The organism is Sporosarcina sp. FSL W8-0480 (genome assembly GCF_037963765.1).
GTDB lineage: Bacteria > Bacillota > Bacilli > Bacillales_A > Planococcaceae > Sporosarcina.
In genome coordinates this window covers 2307485-2323606 of the sequence record NZ_CP150166.1, presented here as the reverse complement: position 1 = coordinate 2323606, position 16122 = coordinate 2307485, and the positions used below count along the sequence as shown (strand labels likewise).

General features: G+C 41.4%; 20 protein-coding genes. 19 read left to right on the top strand and 1 reads right to left on the bottom strand.

Going from position 1 to position 16122, the window contains the following annotated elements:
* Window positions 1–93: 93 nt before the first annotated feature.
* Window positions 94–1074: a DUF1385 domain-containing protein gene (locus tag NSQ43_RS12060; protein ID WP_339250513.1), complete on the bottom strand. Its 981-nt coding sequence runs from the start codon at window positions 1072–1074 to the stop codon at window positions 94–96.
* A 210-nt stretch (window positions 1075–1284) separates the two neighbouring features.
* Here NSQ43_RS12060 and NSQ43_RS12055 point away from each other — a divergent pair, with 210 nt between their 5' ends.
* The 19 genes from NSQ43_RS12055 (at window position 1285) to NSQ43_RS11965 (ending at window position 16092) form a co-directional block, all read left to right on the top strand.
* Window positions 1285–1704 carry a hypothetical protein gene (locus NSQ43_RS12055; RefSeq protein WP_339250512.1) on the top strand — a complete coding sequence of 140 codons (420 nt, stop codon included), beginning with the start codon at window positions 1285–1287 and terminating at the stop codon, window positions 1702–1704.
* A 68-nt stretch (window positions 1705–1772) separates the two neighbouring features.
* The gene (aroQ, locus tag NSQ43_RS12050) at window positions 1773–2219 is read left to right on the top strand and encodes a type II 3-dehydroquinate dehydratase (protein ID WP_339250511.1); all 447 of its coding nucleotides are present in this window, start codon (window positions 1773–1775) and stop codon (window positions 2217–2219) included.
* Window positions 2216–3274 (top strand): Xaa-Pro peptidase family protein, encoded by a 1059-nt coding sequence (locus tag NSQ43_RS12045; protein ID WP_339250509.1) that lies wholly within the window; start codon window positions 2216–2218, stop codon window positions 3272–3274. Before aroQ ends, NSQ43_RS12045 begins: the two co-directional genes overlap by 4 nt.
* A 22-nt stretch (window positions 3275–3296) precedes the next feature.
* Window positions 3297–3854 (top strand): elongation factor P, encoded by a 558-nt coding sequence (efp, locus tag NSQ43_RS12040; RefSeq protein ID WP_339250508.1) that lies wholly within the window; start codon window positions 3297–3299, stop codon window positions 3852–3854.
* Window positions 3855–3967: 113 nt separating this feature from the next.
* Window positions 3968–4177 carry a SpoIIIAC/SpoIIIAD family protein gene (locus tag NSQ43_RS12035; protein WP_339250507.1) on the top strand — a complete coding sequence of 70 codons (210 nt, stop codon included), beginning with the start codon at window positions 3968–3970 and terminating at the stop codon, window positions 4175–4177.
* A gap of 2 nt (window positions 4178–4179) precedes the next feature.
* On the top strand, window positions 4180–4557 hold the full coding sequence (locus NSQ43_RS12030) for a SpoIIIAC/SpoIIIAD family protein (protein ID WP_339250506.1): 378 nt from the start codon (window positions 4180–4182) through the stop codon (window positions 4555–4557).
* A gap of 15 nt (window positions 4558–4572) precedes the next feature.
* Window positions 4573–5472 carry a stage III sporulation protein AE gene (locus NSQ43_RS12025; protein ID WP_339250504.1) on the top strand — a complete coding sequence of 300 codons (900 nt, stop codon included), beginning with the start codon at window positions 4573–4575 and terminating at the stop codon, window positions 5470–5472.
* Window positions 5473–5714: 242 nt separating this feature from the next.
* On the top strand, window positions 5715–6140 hold the full coding sequence (locus NSQ43_RS12020; RefSeq protein ID WP_339250503.1) for a hypothetical protein: 426 nt from the start codon (window positions 5715–5717) through the stop codon (window positions 6138–6140).
* Window positions 6127–6654, top strand: coding sequence for a SpoIIIAH-like family protein (locus NSQ43_RS12015; RefSeq protein ID WP_339250502.1), 528 nt, complete (start codon window positions 6127–6129; stop codon window positions 6652–6654). Before NSQ43_RS12020 ends, NSQ43_RS12015 begins: the two co-directional genes overlap by 14 nt.
* A 143-nt stretch (window positions 6655–6797) precedes the next feature.
* Window positions 6798–7316: an acetyl-CoA carboxylase biotin carboxyl carrier protein gene (gene accB / locus NSQ43_RS12010; RefSeq protein ID WP_339250500.1), complete on the top strand. Its 519-nt coding sequence runs from the start codon at window positions 6798–6800 to the stop codon at window positions 7314–7316.
* 14 nt (window positions 7317–7330) lie between these two features.
* Complete coding sequence (accC, locus tag NSQ43_RS12005) at window positions 7331–8677, top strand: acetyl-CoA carboxylase biotin carboxylase subunit (RefSeq protein ID WP_339250498.1); 1347 nt, start codon at window positions 7331–7333, stop codon at window positions 8675–8677.
* A gap of 188 nt (window positions 8678–8865) precedes the next feature.
* On the top strand, window positions 8866–9267 hold the full coding sequence (locus NSQ43_RS12000) for an Asp23/Gls24 family envelope stress response protein (protein WP_339250496.1): 402 nt from the start codon (window positions 8866–8868) through the stop codon (window positions 9265–9267).
* A 113-nt stretch (window positions 9268–9380) separates the two neighbouring features.
* Window positions 9381–9761: a transcription antitermination factor NusB gene (gene nusB, locus NSQ43_RS11995; protein ID WP_339250494.1), complete on the top strand. Its 381-nt coding sequence runs from the start codon at window positions 9381–9383 to the stop codon at window positions 9759–9761.
* Window positions 9762–9785: 24 nt separating this feature from the next.
* Window positions 9786–10661, top strand: a complete 876-nt coding sequence (gene folD, locus NSQ43_RS11990) for a bifunctional methylenetetrahydrofolate dehydrogenase/methenyltetrahydrofolate cyclohydrolase FolD (RefSeq protein WP_339250493.1) — start codon at window positions 9786–9788, stop codon at window positions 10659–10661.
* Window positions 10662–10763: 102 nt separating this feature from the next.
* Entirely contained in the window at window positions 10764–12128 is a 1365-nt protein-coding gene (gene xseA / locus NSQ43_RS11985) for an exodeoxyribonuclease VII large subunit (RefSeq protein ID WP_339250491.1), read from the top strand.
* Window positions 12121–12363, top strand: coding sequence for an exodeoxyribonuclease VII small subunit (xseB, locus tag NSQ43_RS11980; protein ID WP_339250490.1), 243 nt, complete (start codon window positions 12121–12123; stop codon window positions 12361–12363). The genes xseA and xseB overlap by 8 nt, the downstream gene beginning before the upstream one ends.
* Window positions 12356–13243 (top strand): polyprenyl synthetase family protein, encoded by an 888-nt coding sequence (locus tag NSQ43_RS11975; RefSeq protein ID WP_339250489.1) that lies wholly within the window; start codon window positions 12356–12358, stop codon window positions 13241–13243. Before xseB ends, NSQ43_RS11975 begins: the two co-directional genes overlap by 8 nt.
* Before the next feature lie 129 nt (window positions 13244–13372).
* Complete coding sequence (gene dxs, locus NSQ43_RS11970) at window positions 13373–15274, top strand: 1-deoxy-D-xylulose-5-phosphate synthase (RefSeq protein WP_339250488.1); 1902 nt, start codon at window positions 13373–13375, stop codon at window positions 15272–15274.
* A complete protein-coding gene (locus NSQ43_RS11965; RefSeq protein ID WP_339250486.1) occupies window positions 15271–16092 on the top strand; it encodes a TlyA family RNA methyltransferase in 822 nt (273 codons plus the stop codon). The genes dxs and NSQ43_RS11965 overlap by 4 nt, the downstream gene beginning before the upstream one ends.
* Window positions 16093–16122 lie beyond the last annotated feature (30 nt).

Below are 16122 nucleotides of genomic sequence, written 5' to 3'. Positions count from 1 at the left end.
CGGAAGATATGAAGAATCGTGTTATGCAAGCAAACGAAGTAACAACGTACTAAATTAAAAAGGAAGTGCCCACAATCGGGACACTTCCTTTTATTAATTAACAGGAACTGTAGAATCTTCCACTTTAGCATTAGTGGACTTTAAAATCTCGACATTTTCAATTCCTTGCTCTTCAATTTCAAGCAGCTTATTAAACGAAGCGATTGCCACCTCGACTTGATTATCCTCAGGTTCTTTTGTCGTCAACAACTGAAGCCATAATCCCGGATAGCCTAAGTATTTCAATACGGGAATGTTACGAAGGCTGTTCGTAAATTGCAAGACTTCAAATGAAACCCCAAGCACGACAGGAATTAATAAAATACGATTCACTATACGCAGCCAGAACGGATCTGTTGGAACAAGGAAATAGATGAACATACCTACTATGACGGTGAATAACAAAAAGCTGCTGCCACAACGGTAATGCAAGCGCGACTGTGCCTGTACGTTTTCCACAGTTAACGATAATCCATTTTCATACGCATTAATGACCTTATGCTCGGCCCCGTGATATTGGAAGACCCGTTTAATGAGAGGGGTCATGGATATTAGTGAAATGTAGATCAAAAGCAGCGCAAGCTTGAAAAAGCTCTCCAAGAGGATTTGTGCTGTTTTACCGGGTGCTATAAAATCCAACATTTGCGCCAAAAATACAGGAACTAAAGTAAAGGCGAACTTGCCGAACAAGAATGATAGAACACCAACTGCCGCTACGCCTAATACCATTGCTAACTTTGAAGACTCCTGTTCCTCCACAACCTCTTCACCAGGCATCACATCATAACGTTCGTTTGCGAACGTTAAATGTCTGGATCCAATGCCCGCGGATTCGACCAACGCTACAATTCCTCTTATAAAAGGAATTTTTTTAAGCTTCGTAGGGAGGGGCTTCGGTTCTTTTGGAACGTAAAAATAATCCAGTGAATCATCTTTACGTCGAATTGCTGTTACTGTATGGTTCTTGCTACCGAACATGACACCTTCTATAAGTGCTTGGCCACCGTATGTTGGCGGCTGTTGCTTTTTAGTCATAATTATCCCAACACCTTCTTTTTTCGATTGAAAAACACATGTACATAATTACCGAGATTAAGATTTAGCCTAATTGGAAAGCCTTATCCTTTAATGAGATAATGACTATCTTATTTCATTATTGTACAAAAAATCGCATGATTACTCCACCTTTTAGGTTTAAAAAAACTAAACTTTCCCGACACTTCTTTTAAGGAGGAATTACAACTTATGAGCAAAACAATGGCTTGGACTACATTCTTTGCAGCTTTATTTACATTATTTTCTTTAAAATTCTTGCATTTTTTCAATTTCATAAAATGGTCGCCTGTCGGGTGGACGGATAAAGTTCTGCTATTCGGAACTAAGAATGAAGCACCTAAGTACACATTTTTATTCGTTATTCTAATAATCATTTTCGCTATTTTTTATGGAGTCTCAAAACTAACAGTAGGCATTCACCCAGCCGTAACTGCATTTGTAATAAGCGTGATTTGTGCAATTGCCATCGAATGGGTAATCTTTTCACCAACCTCTTTATCGGCAGGCGTCAAGTCAATCTCAATTCCATTCTTTTCAATTATTGCGGTTGTCAGCATATTCGTGACAGGTACAGCTGTTTACGAGGTAAAATCTTCAAATAACAACTAAAAATAGGTTGCGACAATGTAGCGATATGATAAAATGGGAAAGATAATGGTGAGAGGAATGGTGCGGCGGTGAAACTGCTAGTTCTGAATGGACCGAACTTAAATAGGCTTGGAAAAAGGGAACCGGATATTTATGGAGCGGAGACACTCTTGGATGTCGAACAAAAACTGCAAACTATTGCTTCAGAGAGCCTCGTAGAACTTTTCTTTTATCAATCAAACAGCGAAGGGGCGTTAATTGATAAAATCCACGAGGTGTATGACCTTGGTTTCGACGGAATCATTTTCAATCCAGGTGCTTATACACATACAAGCATTGCAATAAGGGACGCGATTGCCTCCGTGGATATTCCGGTTATCGAAATCCATATTTCAAACATACATAGTCGGGAGTCATTCAGACATACATCTTTAATCGCTCCAGTGTGCATCGGACAGTTATCCGGTTTCGGCACAAGCGGTTATGAGCTTGCACTCCAAGCTTTCCTTCTCCGTAGAAAAGGGGTAAAGCTATGAAACTGTCAAAATTACGTGAATCACTGAAGAACAATGGAATTGATGCATTATTGGTAACAAATCCTTATAACCGGCGTTATATTACTGGATTTACGGGCAGTGCTGGGGTGGCGCTCATTTCTGCTGAAGATGCTGTGTTCATCACAGATTTTCGGTATACAGAACAAGCGGCTAAGCAAGTGCAAGGATTCCGTATCGTGAAACACGAAAAGACACTCATTGAAGAAGTCGCTGTGCAAGTTAAAGAAATGAATGTTAACACACTTGGATTTGAAAAAGATAATCTTACATTTGGCATGTATGAAACGTACAATGACAAAGTAGATGCGGAATTAAAACCGGTATCAGGTCTCATCGAAGAGCTTCGTATGGTGAAAACTGCTGAAGAGCTTGAAATTCTGAAACAAGCAGCGAAAATTGCAGATGATGCATTTGCACATATTTGCACATTCATCAAATCAGGCGTGACAGAGCTTGAAGTATCTAACGAACTTGAAATGTTCATGAGAAAACAAGGCGCTACATCATCTTCTTTCGATACGATTGTTGCTTCAGGTGAGCGGGGAGCATTGCCACACGGAGTTGCAACCGACAAGGTCATTGAGTCCGGCGACATGGTCACTTTAGACTTCGGGGCTGTTTACAATGGCTATATTTCGGACATTACTCGAACAGTTGCAGTTGGTGAACCGTCCGAAAAAATGAAAGAAATCTACGAAGTGACACGTGTTGCACAACAATTGGCTTTAGAACAGATCAAACCGGGTATGACTGGTATAGAAGCCGATGCGGTAGCAAGAGACTACATTAAGTCTAAAGGATACGGTGACGCTTTCGGACACTCGACTGGACACGGAATTGGTCTTGAAGTCCACGAAGGGCCAGGATTATCATTCCGCTCGGAAACAGTACTTGTTCCGAATATGACAGTTACTGTTGAGCCAGGGATTTACCTACCAGGTATTGGCGGTGTACGTATTGAGGATGATATCATTATCACCGAAGAAGGAAATGTCCGTTTGACACATTCACCAAAAGAATTAATCATCCTATAACGAACATAATGGAGGAAACAGAATGATTTCAGTAAACGAATTTAAAACAGGTCTTACCATCGAAGTGGACGGGGATATTTATCGCGTCATTGATTTCCAACACGTTAAGCCAGGAAAAGGTGCAGCGTTTGTCCGCTCCAAACTACGTAACCTGCGTTCCGGTAACGTGAACGAAAAAACATTCCGTGCAGGTGAAAAAGTGGAAAAGGCTCAAATCGACAACCGTCGCATGCAATACCTATATGCGAACGGTGACGACCATGTTTTCATGGATAATGAATCATACGAGCAAATCGAATTGCCATCTGCACAAATCGAAGAAGAGTTGAATTACTTAAGAGAAAACATGGAAGTTCATATCATTTCCTATAAAAGCGAAATTCTTGGTGTTGAGCTTCCAGCAACGGTAACTCTTGAAGTAACCGAAACTGAACCAGGCATCAAAGGTGACACAGCAAGCGGCGGCTCAAAACCTGCAACACTCGAAACAGGCCTAATCGTCCAAGTACCATTCTTCGTAAACGCTGGTGACAAACTGATCATCAACACTGAAGAAGGCGAATACGTATCAAGAGCATAATAAATCGAAAAAACACTTCGTTTCCTATTTAGGAAGCGGAGTGTTTTTGCGTTTATGCGTATCATATTTCATCACGCCCTTTCATAAGTTGTTACATGAAGGGGGAACCCGAATTGGAATTAACTGATTTACTGAGAATAGCCGGCATTGGATTAGTCATTGGTTTTTTACACGTTTTCTTCGAACAGACCGGTAAGAAGGAGTTCTCATTCTTTCTTTTCTTCGTAGCCTATATTTACATCGCCGCTGAAATGATCCGCTTCCTAAGAATCTTCTTCTTGGAAATCGCTGAATTCTTTCAATGGCTATCATTGGCATTCTAAATATGGTTACACTCTTTCAACTGATTGTCATTTATCTCCTTCTACTAACCGTGTCATTTGTCACCAAAAGCTTACAACCTATCATCTATGCAGCAATATTTTTCATCTTCCTGTCGTACATCGGAGTGACTGTCATAGTACCCTTCGGAAAAACATTTTTGGAATTATTCGACCCAATGCCAGGTCCATATGCGAAGTTACTGATTGGAAGCGTCCTATTATTCTATTTCTCGGAAATAATTGTTAAACATGTATCAGATGCAGGGTACGATTCAATCGCAAAAGTAGCTCATTTCGCTATTAAAATCGTAATTTTATCTCTATGGCTACCACAATTATCAGCATTAATAGAATCACTATCCAAATTTATTATTAAATGATCGGATGAAGAATCCATGATAGCTATGCTTGAATCCGTAATCGGAACTGTACTATCCAGTTTTATCGTCGTAATTGTTTCCTCATTTATGGTATTGGTATTGGATTTCCTTTTTCCATCGTTCAGAAAATGGACGAGAATATTCCTTTTTTTCATCGTCCTTACGGTTGTTCTACAACCCGCATTTGAGCACTTTCAGATGATTCGAAACATCACACAGACAATTGCATCCATGTTTATCTCAATCTACCCATTATTGACGGCAAGCATCATTGCTTCTGGAGGTTCATTCAGTATGTTGAATTTCCAGCCAGCTATGCTGTTATTCGCGAATGGCGCAGTCATATTGGCGGATAAAATACTGATTCCTTTACTGTCAGCAACGATGTTGTTTGACATCCTTTCAAGGATAAACCCGTCCATCCCTTTTACGAAGATGGCGGACTTGCTACGGACATCCCTTATCAGCGTTGTATCCGCGTTGGTTGCTGCATATTCAATATTTATCACAGCAGGAGGGACAATTTCATGGGCATTGACAGGTGTTACGAGTCAACCAATAAAGGAGCTGATCCGCCAAAACATTCCAGTCATTGGTTCGTTCATGACGGATAGCCTTGGGGCGATTGGACGATATTCGTCGGGGGCAAGTGTGTTTATCGGAGCTTGGTTGATCATTACAATCTGGTCCGTCGCCTTGCTGCCAACTTTGAAGACATTGCTTACAGCCTTCCTCTATAGGTGGACGGCGGCACTTATAGAACCGTTTGCGGATGAGGACATCACCGGAATTTTAGATGATATCGGGAGGACTTTATTCGTCCTTTGCGCGGTCTCTTTCCTGGTCGCATTCGCTTTCATCTATACCGCGTTATTTACGGTCATCCTTGTCAAATTAATAACTGTAGTGAAATGAGGAGTGGCTTGCTAACATTTTTAAGCGGATTACTATTAATCTGCATTTTATGTTCTATCTTGTCACTTGTCTTGCCAGGGGACCTTGAAGACGAATTTCTACCTTTGATGAAGATGGCTGTAGGAATTTGGATCATTCATTCCATCACTACAATTTTTGGTCATAGCCTCTTCTGAACAAGCATATCATGCAACATAGATGACACGAACCATATCCGGCTCGAAGAATGAAATGGTGATTATATGCAAAAACCAAAACGAAAACTTCATATGCTCTTCATCGGAACGCTACTCGCGATCCTCATAATTTTCATCAATTCTACAATTGGTTCGATGGGAGGGGAGAAAAAGAAAGGGGAGGAGAGTCGAGAGGTTACTGCACTTGAACAAGCGTTGATGAAAATTGAAGGAATTGGGGAAGTGTTCATCTACACACACTCTGAACCGAAAGATGAGTCAAGCCCATTAACAGATTACTTTTCAGTATCCGGCACCAAGTCTAAAAAACAGAACCCGTTGCAAGGGATCCTCGTCGTTGCGGAAGGTGCGGACAATCCCATGACGAAAAACAAAATCAAACAAATCTTGTCGGCGGTTCTCCAATTGCCAGAACATCGGATTGTCGTCGAGGAAATGAATAAAAGGGGGATACATGTTGAAAGCGAATAAACGAACTGTCTGGTTTCTAACTCTACTAAGTCTCGTAGCGGTAATCTCAATCTATTATTTAAAGAAGGAAGCACCGATGGACTTAGATGCAATGGCGATTTTCGGAGATAATGATGTAGTAACTAATTCAAAGCCGGATGAAGTAATTAAGCCTGTGTATGCGGACTCAATGCGCTTTGAGGAAATGAGAATGGCAGTGATGCACGAAAGAAGCAGCCTGAAAGAGCAATTGACTAACCAAATGTTATCCTCTGATTTGTCAGCAGAAGAAAAAATAGCTGCTTATGAAGAAATAAATGAACTCATCAAACAAACATCTGCAGAAGAAATGATGGAAATTCAAATAAGAAACCTTGGTTATCCTGATGCATTTGTTCGGATGGATAACGGTAAAGTAAATGTTACAGTCATTGCAGAAGATGGACATTCAGCGAAGATGGCAGCAGAAATTACACAATACGTAATGACGAGCTGGGAAAATGCACGTACTGTCCAGGTCGACTTTATGGAATAATTCTTAGACTAGGCCCTGAAAGGGTCTTTTTCTTATTATCCTGACTCTTTTTCGAAGCAAATCGACTATATCTATTTCAATATGTTCGAAAAACGTCTAAAATAGGAGTAGTAATGAAAAAATTAGAGTCAGGAGAATTGTCAATGTTGAAAATTCAAGAAATCCGAGAAATCATTAAATTAATCGATCAATCCTCAATTGAGAAATTTACATTTGAATCAGAAGGCACTAAGATAAAATTAGAAAAAGGTAATTCAAATGCACATGTTCAAACGGAGCAAAAAAATGTGGCATCTGTACAACAACAACAAACAGCACCGGTAGTACAAGAAGTTAAACAAGAGGAGCCGAGACAAGATAAGGCTGAAACTGCAAACAACGAGACTACATCGAACACACCTGCTCAAGCAGATGATTCATCTTTGCACAAAATCACATCTCCGATGGTCGGCACATTCTACCAGTCTTCATCACCGGAAGCACCTCCTTATGTTAAAAAAGGGGATACGATTAGCCCAGAGAAAATCGTTTGTATCGTAGAAGCGATGAAACTCTTCAATGAAATCGAAGCTGAAGTTTCCGGAGAAATCGTGGAGATTCTTGTGGAAGACGGTCAATTGGTTGAATACGGACAACCTCTCTTCCTTGTCAAACAAAACTGAGGGGAGTTATAGAAATGAAAAAAGTATTAATCGCTAACCGCGGGGAAATTGCGGTAAGAATTATCCGCGCATGCAAAGAGATGGACATTAAAACTGTGGCAGTCTATTCGGAAGCCGACCGTGAAGCTCTGCACGTTGAGCTTGCAGACGAGGCATATTGCATCGGCCCTAAACTTTCTAAAGACAGCTACTTGAACTTTTCCAACATCATTAGCGTGGCCAAATTGACTGGCTGTGATGGAATTCACCCGGGATATGGTTTCCTTGCTGAAAATGCAAGCTTCGCTGAACTTTGCGAAGAAGTGAATATTGAATTCATCGGCCCAACAGCGGATGCAATCTCAAAAATGGGAACGAAGGATGTCGCAAGAGAAACGATGAAGCAGGCCGGAGTCCCAATTGTACCAGGGTCCGATGGCCTTGTTGAAGATGAAATCGAAGGACTTAAAGTAGCTAAGGAAATCGGCTTCCCAGTCATCATAAAAGCAACAGCAGGTGGCGGTGGAAAAGGGATCCGTGTTGCAAGGGATGAAGATGAGCTGGTAAAAGGCATCAAAATCACCCAAAAAGAAGCAGCCGCCGCATTCGGTAATCCAGGAGTATACCTTGAAAAATATATAGAAATTTTCCGCCACGTTGAAGTTCAAGTTCTTGCAGACAAGTACGGCAATACGATCCACCTGGGAGAACGTGACTGTTCAATCCAAAGAAGGATGCAGAAGCTTGTAGAGGAAGCTCCGTCACCTGCCTTAACTCCTAAAATCAGGGAGCAAATGGGTGACGCAGCTGTAAAGGCTGCAAAAGCCGTTAATTACCGTGGAGCAGGAACAGTTGAATTCATATTCGATCATATTAATCAAAAGTTCTACTTCATGGAAATGAACACACGTATCCAGGTAGAACATCCTGTCACTGAGATGATTACTGGAATAGATTTAATCCAACAACAATTAAAAGTTGCTGCAGGTGAAAAACTAGAATTCCGTCAAAAAGACATTAAAATCAACGGATGGTCGATTGAGTGCCGTATAAATGCTGAAAACCCATCGAAAAACTTCATGCCGTCCCCTGGTAAAGTTACAATGTATATGCCTCCAGGTGGATATGGGGTAAGGGTAGACTCTGCTGTTTATAACGGCTACTCAATCCCACCATTCTATGATTCAATGGTAGCAAAACTCATCGTCCATGCAGATACACGCGAAGAAGCGGTAGCAAGGATGAAACGTGCACTCGACGAATTCATTATCGAAGGCGTGGAAACAACCGTCCCGTTCCATTACAACCTAATGAACAACGAAGTGTTCAAATCCGGCGACTTCGACACAAAATTCCTTGAGAAATACTCCGTAATGGATTGATTTGTAATTATTTTTATATTTCAAGGTTTATCTTAGGATTGAAGTGGAAGGCGGCGACTCCTGGGGGATTAGCGGGACAGGTGAGACCCCGCAGTGTCGCGTAGCGACCGAGGAGGCTCACCGCCCGCCCCCCGGAACGCGTCCGCCTGAAACGGAAATCCGATTTACAGATTAGGAGGAGAAGTGGAATGGCTGATAAAACAAATCCTTCATTTGCAGGAAAAAGTTCAAATGGAGACGCGGTATTAGGACGCGTCCAGTTAGCTCCTGAAGTCCTCGAAGTAATCATCGGCATCGCTACAAACGAAGTAGAAGGTGTCGCAACAACAAAAGGCAACTTCGCAACAGGAGTTGCAGAAAAGTTCGGAAAAGTGTTTCATGGAAAAGGTGTCAAGATTGATTGGATAGAAGATAAACTCATCGTCGACGTCTACTGCGTCGTCCAATACGGCTACCCAATACCTGAAGTAGCAACCGAAATCCAAAAACAGATCCGCCACGCCGTACTCAACATGACCTCACTTGAAACGAAAGAAATAAATGTCCATGTAACAGGTATCGATTTTGATGTAACAGATGATAACGAATAAGAAGAAAAGCATCGTCCGTCGGATGGTGCTTTTCAACTTGTCCTGCTATATCTTCATCAACCGAATATGCTATGATAGTGCCCAAGAGATATAGTGGCGAAGGAGACAAATGTATGAAACGAAGAGAAGCTCGTGAAAAAGCGGTCCAAACCCTTTTTCAGTTAGATAACACAGAAATGTCAATTGAGGAAGCAATAACATATATCACAGAAAGCCCGATTGACCCTTTCTATGAATCCCTTGTCAAAGGAACTACTCAATACCGTGAAGAAATAGATGTGGTACTCGCAGAAAAACTTGAAAATTGGTCGCTTGATCGGTTGCCGAAGATTGAAAGAACAGTCCTCAGAATGGCTGTTTATGAACTTCTTCACAATGAAGACGTACCACATCGAGTTGTTCTGAATGAAGCGATTGAACTTTGTAAACAATTTGGGGATGAGAAATCCGGCCGTTTTGTGAATGGCGTCCTATCCAAATTTGAAGAAAAATAACATACTTATGTGGAGGGGAAATAGATGACTGCTCAATTGATCAATGGTGTAGCTATCGGAAAAGAACTCAGGGAGGAAATTAAGCAAGGTGTCAGCAACTTGAAATCATCTAACACAACGCCGGGCCTCGCAGTAATTCTCGTTGGAGATAATCCCGCTTCAAAGACATACGTAAGTAATAAAGAGAAATCAAGTATTGAGGTCGGAATAAGATCCGAAGTGATCAAATTACCGGCGACTGTTTCTGAAAATGAGCTATTGGAACAAGTGGAAAAGTTGAATCAAGACGATTCCATACACGGGATTTTAGTTCAATTGCCTTTACCAGAACATATCAATGAAGATTTAGTCATTCAAAAGATAGACCCTAGCAAGGATGTAGATGGCTTCCATCCTCAAAATGTAGGTAAAATGATGATTGGCCAGGTGGCGTACCTTCCTTGTACACCACACGGAATAATGGAAATGCTTGAGCGTACTGGTGTTGAAATTGCAGGAAAACATGTTGTCGTTATCGGTAGAAGTAATATCGTCGGCAAACCGATGGGGCAATTGCTGCTTCAAAAAGATGCAACGGTCACATACTGCCATTCGAAAACGAAGGATCTTTCGTTCTATACAAAACAAGCGGATATTCTCATTGTTGCCATCGGTCGTGCCAAGTTCGTAACGGACGAGCATATTAAAGATGGTGCGGTTGTTATCGACGTCGGTATGAACCGTGATGAGAATGGTAAATTATGCGGTGATGTCGATTTTGAAAAAGCGAAAGAAGTAGCTTCAGCTATTACACCTGTACCTGGTGGAGTAGGTCCGATGACAATTACAATGCTTTTGAAAAATACACTCCAAAGCGCGGAGCTTGCAAGTGAAAAGATGAAAAGCAATCTGCATGCTTGAAGGAATGTAAAGCAGTTAAAATACTTATAAGTAATGGTGTCTGGACGCTGTTTTTCGCATGAAAGACAGCGTTTATATCGTCTGCAATTTGGAGGTGAAAAGATGACCGAAAATCCTTATCTCTCTGTCTATACATTAACAAAATACATAAAACGGAAGTTTGAGGCGGATCCTTACCTTAGAAATGTTTTTGTGAAAGGTGAATTATCCAATGTTAAGATCCATCCAAGTGGGCATATTTATTTTACATTGAAGGATGATAAAAGCAGGATCCAATCTGCCATGTTCCGTTCTGCAGCAAATTCACTAAAGTTCAAACCTGAAGAAGGGATGAACGTCCTTATAACAGGAGACGTGAATGTATTTGAAGCAAGTGGCCAATATCAGTTATACGTCCAAACGATGCAACCAGATGGTGTCGGTGCTCTTTATCTTGCATTTGAACAACTGAAGAAAGAGTTGGCAAAAGAAGGACTTTTCGATGAAAGATGGAAACAGAGATTACCTTCACTTCCAAGGAAAATCGGTGTCATTACTGCACAGTCCGGAGCTGCGATTCGGGATATCTGCTCCACCATAGCGCGCCGTTATCCTTTGGCGGAAATCTGTTTGTTCCCTGCCGTCGTTCAAGGTCCACAAGCTGCGCCATCGATAGTTGAAGCAATCAGTTCAGCCGAGTCTTATGGTTCAATTGATGTTCTAATAATCGGCCGTGGTGGTGGTTCGATAGAGGATTTATGGGCTTTTAATGAAGAAATAGTAGCGAGGGCAATCTTTTCATGTCGCATACCGATCATTAGCGCAGTTGGTCATGAGACGGATACAACAATTGCAGATTTTGTTGCCGATATGAGGGCCCCTACGCCAACCGCAGCGGCTGAACTTGCAGTTCCTTCACGTGAAGAATTATTTGATAGGATATTGGATCGTAAACGCTCAATCTATAGGTCGTTTTCACATCAAATTAAACAAGAAAGAAAAAGATTGACAACAACGCAGCAATCGTATCCTTTACAATTCCCTGAAAGACTTTATCGTCCTTTCACTGAAAAATTGGCTAACTTGGACGATAGGTTATTAAGAAGCAAAAATGACATAACTAAGAATCGTAAGCTCAAGCATGAGCGTTTGGAAGGAATGCTTTCATTTTATTCACCGTTGCAGCGAATAAAAGAGGAAGGTAGAAATATTGACTTCCTAACAGAAAGAATGACACGTTCGATTCAAAGCGATATGCGTAAAAACAATGATGAATTTAATTCCATCATTAGAATGTTAAGGGCGCTAAACCCTTTGGACGTGATGGAACGCGGCTATTCGATTGTTTATAAAGAAGGAAATGTCATCAATTCCGTAAAAAGCCTTGAAGAGGGTTCAACAGTACAAGTCCGGCTGCAAGATGGGACGGTAGAAGCGGACATCAAGTCAATCAAAATCAATGACAAGGAGGATGGGTCAGATGAGTAATGAAACACTCCGATTTGAAGAGGCGATGACAAAATTGGAAGACATCGTTCAAAAGTTGGAATCAGGGGATGTCCCTTTGGAAGACGCCATTACACTTTATAAAAGGGGAATGGAACTATCTGCATATTGCCATGGTAAATTGCAAGATGCAGAAGAACAGCTAATTACTATAATTGATAATGAAGGGAAACCAACCCCGTTCAATCCGGCGAAAGGACAAGATTCCGATGAATAATGAATTGCAGCAATTTATATCAGAAAAGACACCCCTTGTTGATGCGGAGATGAATCGATTAATCCAATCTGAAAATTCCCCAACAAATTTGAAAGAATCAATGCTATACTCTGTCAATGCGGGCGGAAAACGAATAAGACCACTTCTTGTCCTATCAGTATTGACTGATTTCGAAAAAACTGTTTCGGAAGATGCTTTGAAAGTTGCTTGTGCAGCAGAACTTATTCATACATATTCCCTCATCCATGACGACTTACCATGCATGGATGATGATGATTTCAGAAGAGGTAAACCTACGAACCACAAAGTGTATGGGGAAGCTACTGCAGTCCTTGCCGGTGATGCTTTGCAAACGGTTGCTTTTGGGATTTTAGCGTCTTTACAACATACAAGTCCTGAGAAGATTGTTAAACTAATTGCACTTCTTGCCGATGCATCAGGTGCTGATGGAATGGTCGGTGGCCAAATACTTGATATGGAAGGCGAAAGTTCAACTTTGACGCTTGATGAGCTTGAAGAAGTGCACCGAAATAAGACGGGCGCATTATTATCATTCTGTATTGAAGCCGGTGCAATTCTTGCCGATGCAAATGAAGAGGAGTTGGTCCAACTTCGGGAATATGCAACAAATATAGGACTGGCTTTCCAAATTCAAGATGATATTCTTGACGTCACTTCAACTACCGAGCAACTTGGTAAAACAGCAAACAGTGATGCGGCAAGTGAAAAGTCGACTTATCCATCGCTCCTTGGTCTTGAAGGTGCTAAGCATCAACTTGAAAAATATCACCAAAACGCAATAAAGTGCCTTTCTTTTATAAAAAAGGAAAACTCCATGTTAAAACATTTTGCTGACTATATTGTGCATAGAAATGTTTAATCGTTAAAAGTAAAAACAGCCTGTTATGCAGATTTTCGCCAAAAAGTTTCTATTAAAGAGCCTTCTTGATATAATGAAAACATTACTGACGCAAACGTGGCAATCAAATTATGAAGGTGTGTGATAGTAGTGGACCTCACTCAAATAGCGAATCCATCGTTTTTAAAAAAACTTGATAAAGAACAAATGATGGAATTGGCAAAAGAAATCCGGAAATTCCTTATTCATAACCTGTCGACAACAGGTGGTCATATTGGACCGAATTTGGGCGTTGTTGAATTGACAATCGCATTGCATAAACTGTTTGATAGCCCACAAGACAAGATTATATGGGACGTTGGTCATCAAGCATACGTGCATAAGATTTTAACAGGCCGAGCGGGACAATTTGATACATTACGCCAATATAAAGGATTATGCGGATTCCCGAAGATGTCAGAAAGTGCACATGATGTGTGGGAAACAGGTCATAGTTCAACATCACTTTCCGCAGCGATGGGTATGGCAGCAGCAAGAGATATGGTAGGTGGCTCGAACTATGTCATACCGGTCATTGGAGATGGGGCGTTGACAGGCGGTATGGCTTTAGAAGCATTAAATCATATTGGCCATCTTAAAACGAATATGATCGTAATTCTTAATGACAATGAAATGTCAATTGCTCCTAACGTAGGTGCACTTCACGCTATACTTGGAAAACTGAGAACCGCCGGAAAGTATAACAGTGCCAAGGATGAATTGGAATACATTCTAAAAAGGATTCCAGCTGTTGGCGGGAAGGTTGCAGCCGCTGCTGAACGGGTGAAGGATAGCTTGAAGTATTTACTCGTTTCAGGAGTGTTTTTTGAGGAGCTTGGATTTACGTATCTTGGTCCGATTGACGGACATGATTTTACTGATTTGGAACGAAATATCCAATACGCTAAAAAAATGGAAGGCCCTGTCCTCCTGCATGTAATTACTAAAAAAGGTAAGGGATATAGACCAGCGGAAAACGACAAGATTGGAACTTGGCATGGAACTGGTCCATATAAAATTGAAACAGGGGATTTTGTAAAATCAGCGACAAACGCGCCTTCTTGGAGTGGGTTGGTTTCAGAAACAGTCAGGAAGATTGCGCGTGATGATAAGCGTGTGGCAGCAATCACACCAGCGATGCCTGTTGGTTCCAAACTCGAATCGTTCGCGGCTGAATTCCCGGAACGCTTCTTCGATGTTGGTATCGCAGAACAGCATGCCGCGACAATGGCAGCGGGCCTTGCAACTCAAGGAATGAAGCCGTTTTTGGCAATCTACTCGACTTTCTTGCAACGGGCGTATGACCAAGTTTTACATGATATAACTCGTCAAAAACTAAATGTTTTCATTGGAATTGATCGTGCAGGACTTGTAGGAGCGGACGGGGAAACCCATCAAGGCGTATTTGATATTGCATTTTTACGACATATGCCAAACATTGTCATTATGATGCCGAAAGATGAGAATGAAGGTCAGCATATGGTAAGGACTGCTTTAAGTTATGATGATGGTCCGATAGCAATGCGTTATCCGCGGGGCAATGGACTTGGGGTCGTAATGGACGAAAAGCTGAAAACTATTCCAATCGGAACATGGGAAGTGCTTCGTGAAGGTACTGACGGGACAATTTTGACATTCGGAACGACAATTCCAATGGCTATCGAGGCGGCTGAAACACTTTCTCGAAAGGGCATAGATGTAAAAGTGGTAAATGCAAGGTTTATCAAGCCCCTTGATACGGATATGCTTGATGAGATATTCAAGGACGGGAAACCAATAGTCACGGTTGAAGAGGCTGTATTGGCGGGCGGATTTGGTAGCGCTGTACTTGAATATGCACATGATGTATCAATGGAACATATTTCGATTAGCAGATTAGGCATACCTGACGAATACATCGAACATGGAAGTGTAGATAGATTGCTCGAAGAAATCGATTTGACTTGCGAAAATGTCGTGAGAACAATGGAAAAAGCAGTTGCCAAGACCAATGTTGCGAGGGAAATTGTATGACAAACGGTCAACAGAAGGAGCGCGTAGATGTTCTGCTTGTTCAAAGAGGTTTAGTGGAAACAAGGGAACAGGCAAAACGCTCGATAATGGCAGGAATCGTATTTTCTGCTGAAACAAGATTGGATAAACCCGGAGAAAAGATTAAGATTGACGCCCCTTTAACTGTAAAAGGGGCGGTTTTGAAATATGTGAGCCGTGGCGGTTTGAAACTGGAAAAAGCATTGGAAGTATTTGATATGACTGTAGAGGATAAAATCGTATTGGACATCGGATCATCCACAGGCGGTTTTACCGACTGCGCACTACAGAATGGAGCCAAGCATTGTTACGCATTAGATGTAGGCACCAATCAGCTTGCTTGGAAAATAAGAAGTGATGAACGTGTTACAGTTATGGAAAAAACAAACTTTAGGCATGCTACTCCAGAACAGTTTAAAGACGGCGTTCCTGAAGTTGCAACGATTGATGTTTCTTTCATCTCTCTGACATTAATCCTACCTCCATTAAAGCAAATTCTTACCGAAGGCGGAGATGTAGTTGCCCTTGTTAAACCCCAATTTGAAGCGGGGAAGGACAAGGTAGGGAAAAAGGGCATTGTCAGGGAAAAATCAGTTCATTTGGAAGTACTGCAAAAAATTGCAGACGCTTCCTTACGGGATGGTTTTTCACTTCAAGGCATCTCATATTCGCCGGTTACTGGCGGAGAAGGTAATATTGAATTCCTTTTTCATTTAAAATCAGTAAGCGAACCGGCTACATCTTATGCTCAACCTGAATTTGAATCATTGATCGACGAGGCGTATAAAGCCTTTCAGTAACTTATAGGGATAAATAAGCAATGGAGTGAT

Excerpts from the sequence above, each read along its gene's own strand:
- xseA (WP_339250491.1), top strand. The coding sequence starts at position 10,764 with ATGACCGAAAATCCTTATCTCTCTGTCTATACATTAACAAAATACATA.
- NSQ43_RS12030 (WP_339250506.1), top strand. The coding sequence starts at position 4,180 with ATGGTTACACTCTTTCAACTGATTGTCATTTATCTCCTTCTACTAACC.
- NSQ43_RS12060 (WP_339250513.1), bottom strand. The coding sequence starts at position 1,074 with ATGACTAAAAAGCAACAGCCGCCAACATACGGTGGCCAAGCACTTATA.
- NSQ43_RS12025 (WP_339250504.1), top strand. The coding sequence starts at position 4,573 with ATGATAGCTATGCTTGAATCCGTAATCGGAACTGTACTATCCAGTTTT.
- accC (WP_339250498.1), top strand. The coding sequence starts at position 7,331 with ATGAAAAAAGTATTAATCGCTAACCGCGGGGAAATTGCGGTAAGAATT.
- accB (WP_339250500.1), top strand. The coding sequence starts at position 6,798 with ATGTTGAAAATTCAAGAAATCCGAGAAATCATTAAATTAATCGATCAA.
- NSQ43_RS11975 (WP_339250489.1), top strand. The coding sequence starts at position 12,356 with ATGAATAATGAATTGCAGCAATTTATATCAGAAAAGACACCCCTTGTT.
- NSQ43_RS12045 (WP_339250509.1), top strand. The coding sequence starts at position 2,216 with ATGAAACTGTCAAAATTACGTGAATCACTGAAGAACAATGGAATTGAT.
- xseB (WP_339250490.1), top strand. The coding sequence starts at position 12,121 with ATGAGTAATGAAACACTCCGATTTGAAGAGGCGATGACAAAATTGGAA.
- NSQ43_RS12000 (WP_339250496.1), top strand. The coding sequence starts at position 8,866 with ATGGCTGATAAAACAAATCCTTCATTTGCAGGAAAAAGTTCAAATGGA.
- folD (WP_339250493.1), top strand. The coding sequence starts at position 9,786 with ATGACTGCTCAATTGATCAATGGTGTAGCTATCGGAAAAGAACTCAGG.
- efp (WP_339250508.1), top strand. The coding sequence starts at position 3,297 with ATGATTTCAGTAAACGAATTTAAAACAGGTCTTACCATCGAAGTGGAC.
- NSQ43_RS11965 (WP_339250486.1), top strand. The coding sequence starts at position 15,271 with ATGACAAACGGTCAACAGAAGGAGCGCGTAGATGTTCTGCTTGTTCAA.
- NSQ43_RS12055 (WP_339250512.1), top strand. The coding sequence starts at position 1,285 with ATGAGCAAAACAATGGCTTGGACTACATTCTTTGCAGCTTTATTTACA.
- nusB (WP_339250494.1), top strand. The coding sequence starts at position 9,381 with ATGAAACGAAGAGAAGCTCGTGAAAAAGCGGTCCAAACCCTTTTTCAG.
- NSQ43_RS12020 (WP_339250503.1), top strand. The coding sequence starts at position 5,715 with ATGCAAAAACCAAAACGAAAACTTCATATGCTCTTCATCGGAACGCTA.